Raw genomic sequence first — 14,700 nt, 5'->3', positions numbered from 1 at the left:
CGCCATCGTGGTGCGAAAAAGCGCCTTCGCGCACGGGGGCGATCAGGGCGCCATGATATCGAAGCTGTCCTGGTTTTGTGGCGCCAGTGCCACCGGCGGCTGCAGCTGAAGATCGATCCAGTTTGACGTCACCCGCTGCTGTTTGCTGTCTTCAACCGTTACCGACAGACGATAGTGATTCGTTGCGCCTGGCGACGTGTCCCAGGCGGGCATAATAATACTCCAGCCCTGCGGATCGCCAGGCCGGGTCCCCGGCGTCAGGCTCAGCGCCTGCGTGTCGCCCTGCCAGCTTACTTTACGTACCGGATTCGCGCTGCGGATCTGCACTTTCAGCGACAGACTCTCACCAGGATTCAACTGCCACGGCGGCGTAGCGAGAAAAACAGAGAAGGTTTTTCGCTGGCGAAAAGCCAGAACCGGCGTCGAGCTGCGCGTCACCGTATCGTAGCGGCTGCCGCGCAGCGAACGGGTGGCTGCAACGTTATCCGGGCTGAGCTGCTGGCTGAGAGCCACGCCGAACCGGTAGTTAAGGTGCAGCCCGAGCTGATCCTGACTCTCCCCTTCGCTGCTGGTTTTGTGGCTGGCGGAAACGGTGACCAGCGGCACTGGCGTATAGGAGAGGCCCAGCGTCAGCGCAGAGGGGTTGTGATACGTGTTGCCGGAGTTGAACAGATCGACATTGTTGCCCAGATACTGCTGCCAGCTAACGGAGACGCCCAGCTGACGATAAAACGGCAGATAGCCGCGCGTGGTAACGTCATAACCGCGCGCCAGCCGCTGCTGCTGAAACGGATTGCGGTTGCGCCAGCCTGAGAGCGGCGTGTAGTAGTTGGCTGAAAAGCGCAAAAAGTCAGACCAGGCCTCCGTACCCACTGATGCCCGCTGCAGCCCGCTGTCGAACATACGATCGACAAATCCGTTATAACCAAGCAGCCAGTTGCCCGCCACCCAGCGCTGACCCAGGCCAGCATTACCAATCAGCCCGTCATCCGTCTGATGCACGCCCAGCTCGCTGAAGGTCAGATAGTTATAGCGATCGGCCCACGGCGTCAGCAGCGACGCCCCGCTGCCGCTGAAGTTACCTTCCATGTCGACATTAAGATCAATCTGCGCCTGCCCGTAGGGCGACAGCAGCAGCTGCCCTTCATCCGCCACCCGGGTGGCCACCTCATCGCGAAAGTGATTAAACGCCCAGATCCCCGCCTGCTGCCCGAGCGACGTCTCACTGTCACCGTTCTGGCTCGCTTCGCCGATGCTCTTTGCGATGGTCGCCAGTTTTTTACTTAAGGCGTCGCTATCAGCGTTATAGCCCAGCGCCGGCAGGTCATCGGCCATTTGCCGGAAGTGAGCGGGATCGGTAAAGGGCGCGTCAGCCACGCGGGTAGCGGTCGTCAGCGCCAGCGCAGGCAGCGCTACGCCAGTCAGGCAGAATGGCAGAAGTGTGCGGATAAGCAGTGGCAACATAAAATCAGCTATCGTTTCGGTAATAAAGTAGACGTCGATCACAAAACGGCAGATCTAACCTTATCACACTCTGCTGATTCTGCAGGCAATTTAGGAGGATTTACGGAAAGCGGTGCGGGCGTATGGCAGAGCAGTGCAGAGACAGACCGGGTGCCTGTCTCTGCGCTGCGGTTAAAAACCTAAGCTGTCCAGCAGATCATCAACCTGATCCTGACTGGAGACCACGCCAGGGGCATTAGCGTGGATCTGCGGGCCGTTCAGCAGGCTGGTGGCCTCTTTGCGCGCCGCCGCGTTTGCCTCTGGCATGTTCTCCAGCAGCACCATCAGCAGCTGCCGTTCAATTTCCTGGATGACATCCATCATGCGCTTGATCACCTGACCCGTGAGGTCCTGAAAATCCTGCGCCATCATAATATCCAGCAGCTGCTTGTTGGTGAATGACGTGTGCTGCGGCACCTCAGCGAGAAACTCACGCGTATCCGAAACCAACTCGCGCGCATCAGCAAGCTCAATCGGGTTTTCAAACCACGCATCCCAGCGCCCTTTTAACTGCGTGGCGCCCGCTTCCATCTTATCCTGATGCGGCTGTGACGCTTCCACGCTGTTCAGCGCGCGTTCTGCTGCCTGCGCCGTCATCTGTACTACATAATCCAGACGATCGCGGGCATCCGGGATCGCTTCTGCGGCTTCGGCAATCGCCTGATCCAGCCCGAGTTCACGCAGGCTGTCGCGCAGCATACGCGTCAGCGAGCCAATTCGGACAATAATGTCGTGTGCCGAGGCTTCTTCAGTTGATTTCGGAAGGTCGCTCATCACATCTCCTTACATGCCCAGTTTTTCGAATATTTTACCCAGCTTCTCTTCCAGCGTGGCGGCGGTGAAAGGTTTCACTACGTAGCCGCTGGCGCCAGCCTGAGCGGCAGCAATAATGTTCTCTTTCTTCGCTTCTGCCGTCACCATCAGCACCGGCAGCTTGCTCAGCGTGGCGTCGGCGCGAATGGTCTGCAGCAGCTGCAGGCCATCCATGTTTGGCATGTTCCAGTCAGAGACCACGAAGTCGAAGCCGCCTGCGCGCAGTTTATTCAGCGCATCAACGCCATCCTCGGCTTCTTCAACGTTATTGAAACCCAGCTCTTTCAGCAGGTTGCGGACGATGCGACGCATGGTGTTAAAGTCGTCCACTACCAAAAAGCGCATATTTTTATCAGCCATATCTACTCCTGTGTTGTCTCGTCCGGCAGGACGGGCTCGTTAAATTCGCAATGCCTGTCCGGCGCTAATTTTTGCCAGCATATGCTGGCTGATGTGGCCCAGATCGACCACTTCACTGGTGCCGCCCATCGCTATTGCTTCGCGCGGCATGCCAAATACCACACAGCTGGCTTCATCCTGCGCGATGGTCCAGGCGCCTGCGCGATGCATTTCCAGCATCCCGGCCGCGCCGTCATTTCCCATCCCGGTCAGAATGACGCCCACTGCATTTCGTCCTGCATTGACGGCCACCGAGCGAAACAGCACATCCACAGAGGGTTTGTGCCGGTTAACCGGCGGGCCATCATTAAGTTTTACAACGTAGTTCGCTCCGCTACGCCCCAACTCCATATGCATTGCGCCTGGCGCGATATAGGCGTGACCCGGCAGAATACGTTCGCCATCCTCCGCCTCTTTCACGGTGATCTGGCAGAGCTTGTTCAGCCGCTCGGCAAACGAGCGGGTAAATCCCGGCGGCATATGCTGCGTGATAAGCAGCGCCGGACTGGTCGCCGGCAGCGGCTGCAGTACATGGCGGATCGCTTCCGTACCGCCGGTGGACGAGCCGATCGCAATCAGCTTTTCACTGCTGAGCAGCGGACCCGCTTTCAGCGTGACCGGCGCCGGCGACACGGTGCGTGTATGCAGCTTCGCCCGCGCCGCGCCGCGAATTTTGTCGGCGATCATCTGGCTGTAAGCCAGCATGCCCTCGCGGATCCCCAGCTGCGGTTTCGTGACAAAATCCACCGCGCCCAGCTCCAGCGCGCGCAGCGTGACTTCCGAACCCTTACCGGTGAGAGAGGAGACCATCACCACCGGCATCGGCCGCAGACGCATCAGTTTTTCCAGAAAGTCGAGGCCATCCATACGCGGCATCTCAACATCCAGCGTCAGCACCTGCGGGTTGTACTGTTTGATTAAATCCCGCGCTACCAGCGGGTCCGGTGCCGTCGCAACCATCTCCATATCGGGATGGCTGTTGATGATCTCCGTCATCAGCTGGCGCATCAGCGCCGAGTCATCCACGCACATCACGGTGATTTTGCTCATCGTCTTTCCTTAGTCAGCCCATACACGGTCTGCCCGCGCAGCCAGAACTCTTTGCTGATCTGGCTGAAGTTTTCTGAATGCCCGGCAAACAGCACTCCGCCCGGCTTCAGCAGCGGAACAAAACGGCGCAGGATTTTTTCCTGAGTCTCTTTATCGAAGTAGATCATTACGTTGCGGCAAAAAATAGCGTCAAACGGGCCAGGCAGCGCCCACTCATTAGCCAGCAGATTAAGCTGCGAGTAGTGCACCATACCTGCCAGCTCAGGGCGGACGCGCACCATGCCTTCATGCGGGCCGGTGCCGCGCAGAAAGAAACGCTGCAGCTGCGATTGCGACAGCGTGCGCAGCTCCTCCTGGCGATAGACGCCCGCTACCGCTTTCTCCAGCACCTGCGTGTCGATGTCGCTGGCGTGAACCTGAAATTTGCCAGGTCCGGTGCCCAGCGTTTCAGCCAGCGTCATCGCAATGGAATAGGGCTCTTCGCCGGTTGACGCGGCCGTACTCCAGACGCTGTAGCTGCCGCTGCGTTTCCGGGCGTGTTCTGCCAGGATCGGGAAATGATGCGCTTCGCGAAAAAACGAGGTCAGGTTAGTGGTCAGCGCATTGATAAACGCCTGCCACTCTGCGCTGTTTGGATCCTGTTCAAGCAGCGCCAGATAGCGGCCGAAATCGTCGATATTCAGCGTCCGCAGCCGGCGAACCAGGCGGTTGTAGACCATCTCACGCTTATGATCGGCCAGGACAATACCCGCGCGCTGATAGATCAGCTGGCTGATACGACGAAAGTGCGTATCGGAAAGCGGCAGACGCTGTACCATCTGCGCAAGCAGCGTGGTCGGCTCATTTTGATCGAGGAACGTCGATTTCTTCATCTCGGGCCATCCGGCAACAAACTGTTAAGTGATAGTTCTCTGATTGCTACGCTGCTGCCGGTACTTACCGGGTAAGCGGGCCGCCCAAAGCGGCCCGGCTGCATTAAAAGGTTTCCCAGTTATCATCAGCGCCGCGTGCGCCAGTAGCGGGTGCCAGCGCTTTTTGCGCAACCGGCGATACCTTTTTTAACGCTGTAGATACGTTAACGGCCTGCGCGACAAATTCTTTACCAATATTGAACACGGCAACGGATTGTTTCAGGCGGCTGGCCTGCTCTTCCAGAGCGGCAGCGGCCGTCGCAGACTCTTCAACCAGCGCGGCGTTTTGCTGTGTTACCCGGTCCATTTCCGTCACGGCCACGCCCACCTGGTCGATACCTTTGCTCTGCTCATCGGAGGCGGAGGCGATTTCACCCATGATATCGGTCACTCGCGTTACGGCGCTGACGATCTCACTCATGGTTTCACCTGCGCTTTCGACCAGCACCGAGCCGGTGTTAACGCGGCTGACAGAGTCTTCAATCAGCGCTTTGATCTCTTTCGCCGCCTGAGCGCTGCGTTGTGCCAGACTGCGCACTTCACCTGCAACCACCGCAAACCCGCGTCCCTGTTCACCGGCGCGTGCCGCTTCTACGGCAGCGTTCAGCGCCAGGATATTGGTCTGGAATGCGATACCGTCAATAACGCTGGTGATGTCCGCAATTTTCTTCGAGCTGCCGGCGATATCTTTCATGGTGCTCACCACGCCATCGACCACTTTGCCGCCCTGCTGCGCGGTCTCTGAGGCGTTAAGCGCCAGCTGCGAGGCCTGACGTGCATTTTCTGCATTCAGTTTCACCGTGGCGGTAAGCTGCTCCATGCTGGCAGCCGTCTGCTCCAGCGAAGCTGCCTGCTGTTCGGTACGGGAAGAGAGGTCGTTATTGCCCATCGCGATTTCACTCGCGCCGGTATAGATAGCGTCAGATCCATCGCGTACGGTACGCACCGTGCGCGCCAGCTCCTGCTGCATCTCTGCCAGCGAACTGAGCAGATCGCCCACTTCGTTACGTACGCTGACGTCAATACTCTGGGTCAGATCGCCCCGCGCAATGTGGCGGATATGTTCAATGCTCTGCTTCAGCGGCCGGATCAGCGCTGAGCGCATTCCGCTCCAGACCAGCATAATCACCAGCAGCGTCACCAGCAGGGTGCCCAGCACCAGCATAATGGCGTGACGATATGCGCTCTCATTGGCGTCAACGCCCTGCTGCGCCAGGCCCAGATTAGTAGTGAGCCAGGCGTTGTAATCCTTTTCAAATTTGTCCTGCAGACTCTGCGTAGGCTGATCGACAAACCCTTTGAAGTTGCCTGAGCCGAGGAAAACCACCAGCTCAGCCAGCGCATCGCGGTAGGCTTTATAGTTGGCCTGCAGCGCCAGCACGTTCGCAGCGCTTTTGCCCTGCACCGAAAGGCTGGCATTAAAATCGGCAAAGCCCGCATCGGCGGTTTGCAGCTCCTCATTGGCGAGCGCAACCAGCTCTTTCACCGTGGCCCCCGATCCTGCCATCTGGCTATCCTGTAAATAGCGAATACCGGCGCGGTTTAGCGTATTACGCGCCTGCACCAGCGATACCCAGGAGGTGCCCATGGCGCGCTGCAGGGTACTGAGGCGCTGGTTATAGGCAAAATTATCTTTATCAGCTTTTACCGTTGAGAAGAACATCCCACCGGAAAAGAGCTGCAGCAGCGCAAACAGCGCCAGCACGCAGAGCAGGCCGGAAACAACACGAATACGACTAAACATAAACACCTCATTGGTTGGCGGATCGCTGTAGTTATCGGCGTGGATGAGGGGATCTTTATGCACGCGGCGCGCAGTTTATGCGTTGGGTGCAGAGGTGGCAGTAAGGCAGACCGGGCCAGGAGCGCATTAATGCGCTCCCTGCGGGATTAACGGGCTGGCATTCATGCCGGTGTCTGATTAGCCGTGAATGCGCAGTGTATAAGCATGCAGGGTCGGCATTTATGCCGACCTGGTAAAATCCCTTAAAACGTTTCCCAGTTCGTATCGCTGGCCGGGGCGGCGGTAGCGGCTTTGCGCGCCGGACTGCGCAGCGGCTGCGGTTTTCTGCTCTCTGTCAGACGCTGAGCGGCCGGCGCTGCAGTACGCGGAATATGAAACACGGCAACCGACTGACTCAGCCTGCTCGCCTGCGCTTCCAGTGATGCGGCGGCGGCGGCGGACTCCTCGACCAGAGCGGCGTTCTGCTGCGTCACGCGATCCATCTCAGTGACCGCGTGACCCACCTGATCAATACCGCGACTCTGTTCATCTGACGCCGAGGCGATCTCGCCCATGATATCGGTGACGCGCGTGACGGCACCGACAATATCGCTCATGGTGTCACCGGCGGTACCGACCAGCTGCGAACCGGCGTTAACCCGCGTGACCGACTCTTCGATCAGCCCTTTGATCTCTTTCGCCGCCTGAGCGCTGCGCTGTGCCAGACTGCGCACCTCACCCGCCACAACAGCAAAGCCGCGGCCCTGCTCACCGGCGCGTGCCGCTTCAACGGCAGCGTTGAGCGCCAGAATATTCGTCTGGAACGCAATGCCGTCGATAACGCTGATAATATCGGCAATCTTCTTTGAACTACCGGCAATATCACTCATGGTGCGCACAACACCTTCCACCACGTCACCGCCTTTACGGGCAGTATCAGAAGCGCTCAGCGCCAGCTGCGACGCCTGACGGGCATTTTCAGCGTTCTGTTTTACCGTAGCGGTCAGCTGTTCCATGCTGGCAGCCGTCTGTTCCAGCGAGGCCGCCTGCTCTTCGGTGCGGGCGGAAAGGTCATTGTTGCCGGCAGAGATTTCGCTGGCACCGGTGAAAATCGCATCGGAGCCGTCGCGCACATCGCTGACGGTACGCACCAGCGACTGCTGCATCTCATGCAGGCTGGCCGCCAGCTGGCTCATCTCATTGCGTCCTTCCACCTGAATCGGCTGGGTCAGGTCGCCGGATGCGATATGTCGGATATGCCCCAGCAGCGCGTGCAGCGGACGGATCAGCACCACCCGCAGGCCAAACCAGCAACCTGCAATCACCGCGATCACCACGACCATCACCGCGGCCAGCAGCCACATCATAGTGGTAAAGGCGCGCTGGTTCTGGACGACGCCTTTCGCCGCGAGTTCCGCCTGGGCAGTACGCCACTCTTCATAGGTCGCTTTCATTTTGACCTGGCGCGCCTCAATATTCTGCGCAAACATACCCTGCAGATCGTTGGCTTTCAGGCGTTCGAGCATCGCTTTCAGGCCGTCGTTAAACGCGTTGTAGTCAGACTCCAGCCGTTCGGTTAAGGCTTCCGGCAGGCCCGGTGTGGAAGGAAGGTTGTAGTAACGCTGGTAGTGCTCTGCGGCCACGCTCAGCTGCTTTTCCGTCTGGGCAATCAGCGCATTGAGCTGTCCGCCGTTGGTTTGCGCTGCCATACTGCCCTGCATACGCAGCATGGCGCGGTTGAGCACGGTGCGGGTCTGATTAAGCTCAATCCACGCATCCGACATAGCGGCAACATTATTGGTAGAGGTCTGTGCGACGGCAAACGCCTCTTTATCTTTGTTCAGCGCTGACCAGAACAGGCCGCCCGAGAGCAGCTGCAGCGCGCCAAAAATCAGCAGCACGGCGATCAGACTGGTAACGACGTTGATACGTTTTAACATGGTGTCTCCAGGAAGAATTTTGACACCCTGTTATCGACGCCAGCCGCAATTAATTGAGGCGGTTTACGCTTCTTTGCGCCAGTCCGGTCCTATTGAAGCTTTTGAGCCTGATTAATAACTAAAAAAACTGCCCTCCGTCACGCATGACAGAGGGCATAACGACACTCAGAAGGTTTCCCAGTGGCTCTCTGCGCCTGTGGTCGTGGCCGCACGACGCGGTGCGGCAGCAACTGCAACTGCAGGCGGGGCAATCTGCGGATGACGCACGCCAGTCACCTGCGCAGCGCCTCGCGTAATGCGGAACAGCGCCACCGACTGGCTGAGGCGGCTGGCCTGCGCCTCCAGTGAAGCAGCAGCTGAGGCCGACTCTTCAACCAGCGCCGCGTTTTGCTGGGTGACCCGATCCATTTCAGTGACCGCGTGACCCACCTGATCGATACCCCGGCTCTGCTCGTCAGACGCTGAAGCAATTTCGCCCATGATATCGGTGACGCGCGTCACCGCACTGACTATCTCACCCATGGTCTCACCGGCGCTCTCTACCAGCACGGAACCACTGTTAACGCGCCGGACTGAGTCTTCAATCAGCCCTTTGATCTCTTTGGCCGCCTGAGCGCTGCGCTGCGCCAGACTGCGTACCTCACCGGCCACAACGGCAAAGCCGCGGCCCTGCTCGCCAGCGCGGGCGGCTTCCACCGCAGCGTTAAGCGCCAGAATATTGGTCTGAAATGCAATGCCGTCAATGACGCTGATAATGTCAGCGATTTTCTTTGAACTGCCGGCAATATCTTTCATTGTCGAGACTACGCCCTCGACAACCGTGCCGCCTTTCTGCGCCGTGCCTGAAGCGGTCAGCGCCAGCTGCGACGCCTGACGGGCATTTTCAGCATTCTGCTTCACCGTTGCCGTCAGCTGCTCCATGCTGGCCGCCGTCTGCTCCAGTGATGCAGCCTGCTGCTCGGTGCGCGCCGAAAGATCGTTATTACCGGCGGAGATCTCACTCGCCCCGGTAAAGATCGCATCCGCGCCGTCGCGCACGTCGCTGACCGTGCGCGTCAGCGCCTGCTGCATCTCATGCAGGCTGGTGGCCAGCTGACTCATCTCATTGCGCCCGGTGATGGTAATCGGCTGGGTAAGATCGCCCTGCGCAATATGCCGGATATGCTGGATGCTCTGATTAAGCGGCTGGATGAGTATCCGGCGCAGCCCGAACCAGCACAGAACACCAACGGCAATCACGACGGTCATAACGGCACCAATCAGCCAGAGCATACGGGCATAAGCCGCGCTGTTTTCTTCTGCGCCAGCCTGCGTAAGACGGTTCTGGTCGGCCCGCCAGCGCGTGTAATCAGCGTAAAAGGCGCTCTGGCTGGGCGCTACCGGCGCTTTATAGGCCTGTACCATATCTTTATTTTGCAGCGCGGCCTGCATTGCAGCCAGCGCCTGACTGTAAGCGCTGTAGCTCTGCTCCAGCTGCTGATTAAGCTGTTTATCCAGCCCCGGCGTATCAGGCAGATTACGGAACAGAGTAAAGTTGTCCGCGGCTCGCTGCTGGAAATCCCGACTCTGTAAGTAAAGTTCGCTGACATCAGCCTCTTTCCCCTCCAGTTTACCGGTAGTGATGCGCAGCAGCATACGCGTCAACACCACCCGGCTCTGGTTAAGGCTCATATAAGCATCGGTGATCGCCGCAAGATTCTGCGCAGAGAGCTGTGAGGCAGAAAAACTGGTTTTGTCATGATGCAGTGCGCGGATAAACAGCGATCCGGACGTCAGCTGCAGGGCAGCAAAAAGTACCAGTACCACCAGCAGGCTGGTGACAACACGAATTCGGGTAAACATAATGGGGTCCATCGAAACAGGATAGTGGTAAAGAAAACGGGCCGCTCTGAGGCGGCCCGGCGGTAAGGTTTATACGCTGCGCAGCGTATCCATCAGCGCCATCTCTTCGCTGCTGAGCAGCTTTTCAATGTCGACCAGAATCAGCATGCGCTCGCCCAGCGCGCCGAGTCCGGTCAGATACTCGGTAGACATCGTCACGGCGAACTCCGGTGCCGGCCGGATCTGCTCATGCGTCAGCGACAGCACATCGGAAACGCCATCCACCACAATGCCGACCACGCGATGCTCCAGATTGAGCACAATCACCACGGTGTTATCGTTGTACTCGACGTCCGGCTGCGAAAACTTCACGCGCAGGTCGATAATTGGCACGATGACGCCGCGCAGGTTGGTCACCCCTTTGATAAATTCCGGCGTATTGGCGATGCGCGTGACCTGATCGTAGCCGCGGATCTCCTGTACTTTAAGAATATCGATGCCGTACTCTTCATCACCCAGGGTGAATACCAGAAACTCCTGGCCGACGGTTTCGCCAGCGATTTTGGTCACGGTTGCCATGTCAGTCATTTTTTTGCCCTTTATTTATCAGTTATGCTGCGGCACCGGCCACACGCTTTTCACGGTTCAGCGACTGCAGTGCGGAGACGTCCACAATCAGCGCTACGCTGCCATCCCCCAGAATGGTGGCAGCAGAGATACCCGGCACTTTGCGGTAGTTACTCTCCAGGTTTTTCACCACCACCTGATGCTGACCGATTAACTGATCGACCAGCAGCGCATAGCGGCGGCCCGCACTCTGCAGAATAACCACGATCCCCTGCGTCGCATCGGTTTTGGCATTCTGCACATCAAAGACGTTCCACAGCTCAACCAGCGGCAGATATTCGCCGCGCACTTCCAGCACGCGCTCTCCGCCAGCCAGCGGCTTCAGCTCTTCTGCCGTTGGCTGCAGCGACTCCATGACGGCGTTCAGCGGCAGGATAAAGACTTCATCCGCTACGCGTACCGACATGCCATCCAGGATTGCCAGCGTCAGCGGCAGCAGAATACGAATGGTTGTGCCTTTGCCCTGTTTTGACGCAATCTCGACATGGCCACCCATCTCCTGGATATTACGTTTCACCACGTCCATACCCACGCCGCGTCCGGAGACATCGGTGACCTGCTCAGCGGTAGAGAAGCCGGGAGCGAAGATCAGCATGCCGACCTCTTCAACACTCATGCTGTCGCTGACCGGCAGCCCTGAAGAGAGCGCTTTAGCCAGAATGCGCTCGCGATTCAGGCCAGCTCCGTCGTCGATCACCTCAATACAGATATTGCCGCCCTGGTGCTCAGCAGAGAGCGTCAGATTACCCGTGGCGGTTTTATTGGTTGCCAGGCGTTTTTCCGGTGTTTCGATACCGTGATCCAGACTGTTGCGCACCAGGTGAGTTAACGGATCGATAATGCGCTCAATCAGGCTCTTATCCAGCTCGGTTGAGCTGCCCAGCAGCGTCAGCTCAACTTCTTTACCGAGCTTGCTCGCGAGGTCGCGTACCAGACGCGGGAAGCGGCTGAACACATACTCCATCGGCATCATACGAATCGACATCACCGACTCCTGCAGGTCGCGCGCGTTGCGCTCCAGCTGGCCCATGCTGTTGAGAAGATCGCCATGGGCGACCGGATCCAGCGCACCGGAACGCTGCGCCAGCATCGACTGGGTAATGACCAGCTCGCCGACCAGGTTAATCAGCTGATCCACTTTCTCCACCGCCACGCGAATACTGCTGGATTCGCTCGCTTTGGCCGGCGCCGCGGCGCGCTTGCTTTCGCGTTTTACTGCCGGTGTGATATCCGTTACCGTCGCGCTCTGCGGCGGCGCGGTTACCGTTTCAGCTGCTGCTTCTGCAAGCGGGGCGGCGGCATCTGCCTGCGGGAAGCGGATCTGCGCTTCATCGATGACAAAGCAGAGCACCGCAACGATGTCATCTTTATCCACACCTTCAATCGTGGCTTCCAGCGAATGCGTGCCTTTAACGACGTCGGTGACGCTGCCGAGGTTGCTCAGCTCCTCCAGCATCAGCTCTGGCTCTTTCTCTTTAAGATCGACCAGCTGCAGGCGCAGGCCGCGGCTGGCAGCCTTCGCCGCTGCAGGGATATCGACTACCGCAGCAGCAGGCGCTTCAGGCAGAATACCTTTCGCTTCCAGTGCCAGTTGACGCAGCGCCTCGCAGATGTAGTTAAAGCTCTCCGCATTAGGCTCCTGCGCAGTTTTATACGCATCGAGCTGTTCCTGCATAATATCTTTGGTTTCCAAAAACAGGTTGATGATGTCGGTGCTGAGCTGCATTTCGCCGCGGCGCGCACCATCCAGAATGTTCTCCAGGATATGGGTTGTCTCCTGTAAAACCGTAAAGCCAAACGTGCCCGCCCCGCCCTTGATAGAGTGAGCGGCACGAAAAATGGCATTTAACTGCTCGGCATCGGGCTCCTGGGGATCCAGTCCCAACAGGTGTTGCTCCATGTCCGCTAACAGCTCATCGGCCTCGTCAAAAAACGTCTGGTAAAAATCGCTGATGTCCATGCTCACGGGATCACCTCGGCTGTGAGGGTTGGTCTGGTGTTACCGCACCCGCAGCGGGCGCTGCGGTGACGGCGGGCGCTGCCGGAGCCGCCGAAGCGGTCGGTGCGGTCGCTGCCGACGCAGCCGGTCCGGCTGGTGCAGTGATAGTGGGAATCATATGTGCCGGATCGCTGACCTGAACGGCATCGCTTTCGGCATTCTCTTTTTCTATGGCGGCTTCAGTATCATGATTTAATACCAGCAGGCTGATACGGCGGTTGACCGCATCATCAGCGCCACGGTTTTTAAGCTTCATCGTGGCGGCCATCCCCACGACGCGCAGCATTTTGTTGCTGTCCAGCCCCCCGATAACCAGCTCCCGGCGGGACGCATTTGCCCGATCGGCGGAGAGTTCCCAGTTACTGTAGCCGCGTTCACCGCTGGCATACTGAAAGTCATCGGTGTGACCAGAGAGGCTGATTTTGTTCGGAATATCGTTCAGCAGCGGCGCAACCGCGCGCAGAATATCGCGCATATAGGGTTCAACCTCGGCGCTGCCGGTTTTAAACATCGGGCGGTTCTGGCTGTCGATAATCTGAATACGCAGCCCCTCCTCCACCATGTTAATAATCAGATGCGGCCGCAGCGCTTTCAGGCGAGGATCGGCTTCAATCAACTGATCGAGCTTTTCGCGCAGCCGGTTAAGACGGATCTCATCCAGCTGGCGCTTTTGTGCATCCATATCCACCTGCTTTCTGACTTCGCCTTTCTGCTGGGTCGGATCGTCTCCGCCCCCCGGGATCGGGCTCTCGCTGTCGCTGCTGCGTGGTCCGCCCGTAACCGCAACTTTAAGCGGGGTTTTGAAATACTCGGCGATCTGAACCAGCTCCTGCGGATTGGCAATTGAGATCAGCCACATCACCATAAAGAACGCCATCATCGCCGTCATAAAGTCGGCATAGGCAATTTTCCATGAGCCGTGGCTGCCTTCATGCTTTTTATGTTTGCGCCGTTTAACCAGCACAATCGGGCGATTGTCGTGCTTCATGAACTCTGGTCCGAAGTCTGTTTAGCCGGGTTTTTAGCGTTGCGCACGTGCTCTTCCAGTTCAGTAAACGAAGGACGCTCTGTGGAATAAAGCGTTTTACGTCCAAACTCGACGGCGATCTGCGGGGCATACCCGTTCAGGCTGGAAAGCAGCGTAACCTTCACGCACTGCATCATCTTGGTGGTCTCGGCGCACTTCTGACGCAATACCGACGCGAGCGGTGAAATAAAGCCGTAGGCCAGCAGGATGCCGAGGAAGGTGCCCACCATGGCGTGCGCAATTAGCGCGCCCAGCTCTGCCGCCGGACGATCGGCTGACGCCAGCGCATGCACGACCCCCATTACCGCTGCAACAATGCCGAATGCCGGCAAGCCATCGCCGATGGCAGATAAACTTTGCGCTGGTACTTCGCACTCATGCTCATAGGTCTCGATCTCTTCATCCATCAGCGCTTCAATTTCAAAGGCATTCATGTTTCCGCTGACCATCAGACGCAAATAGTCGGTAATAAAATCCACTAACTGTTTATCGGTTAAAATACGCGGATAATTAGCAAAAATTTCGCTCTGCGAGGGATCTTCAATATCGCGTTCCAGCGACAGCATGCCCTGCTGACGGGATTTCGCCATCAGCCGATAAAGCAGCGCCATCAAATCCATATAGACCGCTTTATTATATTTAGAGCCGCGCATCAGCAGCGGCAGCGCCTTAAGCGTCTTCTTAATAGACTTACCGTTATTACCGACCAGAAATGCGCCGATACCTGCCCCGCCAATGATCAGCAGTTCAGATGGCTGATAAAGCGCCCCTAAATGGCCGCCGACCATCAGATAACCGCCCAGCACGGAACCAAGGACCACGATATAACCCAGAATAATCAGCACAAAAACATCCTTACGTCCGTAACGTGTTGGTGGAAGTTAAGC

The 14,700-nt window shown here is 57.9% G+C and carries 12 protein-coding genes; all 12 read right to left on the bottom strand.

All coding sequences use genetic code 11. The features are described from left to right. Positions 1-42: 42 nt before the first annotated feature. The 12 genes from F3J39_RS03450 to motA all read right to left on the bottom strand — a co-directional run bounded on the left by F3J39_RS03450 (position 43) and on the right by motA (position 14,658). Positions 43-1,464 carry a YchO/YchP family invasin gene (locus tag F3J39_RS03450; protein WP_166713831.1) on the bottom strand — a complete coding sequence of 474 codons (1,422 nt, stop codon included), beginning with the start codon at positions 1,462-1,464 and terminating at the stop codon, positions 43-45. Between the two features lie 171 nt (positions 1,465-1,635). Continuing rightward, on the bottom strand, positions 1,636-2,277 hold the full coding sequence (gene cheZ, locus F3J39_RS03445) for a protein phosphatase CheZ (protein WP_039384014.1): 642 nt from the start codon (positions 2,275-2,277) through the stop codon (positions 1,636-1,638). 9 nt (positions 2,278-2,286) lie between these two features. Next, positions 2,287-2,676: a chemotaxis response regulator CheY gene (gene cheY / locus F3J39_RS03440; protein ID WP_039384013.1), complete on the bottom strand. Its 390-nt coding sequence runs from the start codon at positions 2,674-2,676 to the stop codon at positions 2,287-2,289. A 39-nt stretch (positions 2,677-2,715) separates the two neighbouring features. Then, complete coding sequence (locus tag F3J39_RS03435; RefSeq protein ID WP_039384011.1) at positions 2,716-3,765, bottom strand: chemotaxis response regulator protein-glutamate methylesterase; 1,050 nt, start codon at positions 3,763-3,765, stop codon at positions 2,716-2,718. Then, the gene (gene cheR, locus F3J39_RS03430) at positions 3,762-4,637 is read right to left on the bottom strand and encodes a protein-glutamate O-methyltransferase CheR (protein WP_039384010.1); all 876 of its coding nucleotides are present in this window, start codon (positions 4,635-4,637) and stop codon (positions 3,762-3,764) included. Before cheR ends, F3J39_RS03435 begins: the two co-directional genes overlap by 4 nt. 103 nt (positions 4,638-4,740) lie before the next feature. Beyond that, the gene (locus F3J39_RS03425; RefSeq protein WP_166713965.1) at positions 4,741-6,420 is read right to left on the bottom strand and encodes a methyl-accepting chemotaxis protein; all 1,680 of its coding nucleotides are present in this window, start codon (positions 6,418-6,420) and stop codon (positions 4,741-4,743) included. A gap of 242 nt (positions 6,421-6,662) precedes the next feature. Continuing rightward, positions 6,663-8,339 (bottom strand): methyl-accepting chemotaxis protein, encoded by a 1,677-nt coding sequence (locus tag F3J39_RS03420; protein WP_166713830.1) that lies wholly within the window; start codon positions 8,337-8,339, stop codon positions 6,663-6,665. Positions 8,340-8,504: 165 nt separating this feature from the next. Beyond that, positions 8,505-10,181: a methyl-accepting chemotaxis protein gene (locus F3J39_RS03415; RefSeq protein WP_039384005.1), complete on the bottom strand. Its 1,677-nt coding sequence runs from the start codon at positions 10,179-10,181 to the stop codon at positions 8,505-8,507. Positions 10,182-10,250: 69 nt separating this feature from the next. Further along, positions 10,251-10,748 carry a chemotaxis protein CheW gene (gene cheW / locus F3J39_RS03410; RefSeq protein WP_039384003.1) on the bottom strand — a complete coding sequence of 166 codons (498 nt, stop codon included), beginning with the start codon at positions 10,746-10,748 and terminating at the stop codon, positions 10,251-10,253. Positions 10,749-10,770: 22 nt separating this feature from the next. Then, the gene (gene cheA, locus F3J39_RS03405; RefSeq protein ID WP_211049342.1) at positions 10,771-12,747 is read right to left on the bottom strand and encodes a chemotaxis protein CheA; all 1,977 of its coding nucleotides are present in this window, start codon (positions 12,745-12,747) and stop codon (positions 10,771-10,773) included. Between the two features lie 10 nt (positions 12,748-12,757). After that, positions 12,758-13,774 carry a flagellar motor protein MotB gene (gene motB / locus F3J39_RS03400; protein WP_039383998.1) on the bottom strand — a complete coding sequence of 339 codons (1,017 nt, stop codon included), beginning with the start codon at positions 13,772-13,774 and terminating at the stop codon, positions 12,758-12,760. Beyond that, on the bottom strand, positions 13,771-14,658 hold the full coding sequence (gene motA / locus F3J39_RS03395) for a flagellar motor stator protein MotA (RefSeq protein WP_039383995.1): 888 nt from the start codon (positions 14,656-14,658) through the stop codon (positions 13,771-13,773). Before motA ends, motB begins: the two co-directional genes overlap by 4 nt. Between the last annotated feature and the right edge of the window lie 42 nt (positions 14,659-14,700).

Source organism: Pantoea sp. Acro-807 (assembly GCF_011752675.1).
GTDB lineage: Bacteria > Pseudomonadota > Gammaproteobacteria > Enterobacterales > Enterobacteriaceae > Pantoea > Pantoea eucrina.
The sequence above is the reverse complement of the archived record's forward strand: the minus strand, read 5'-3'. Positions and strand labels throughout refer to the sequence as shown.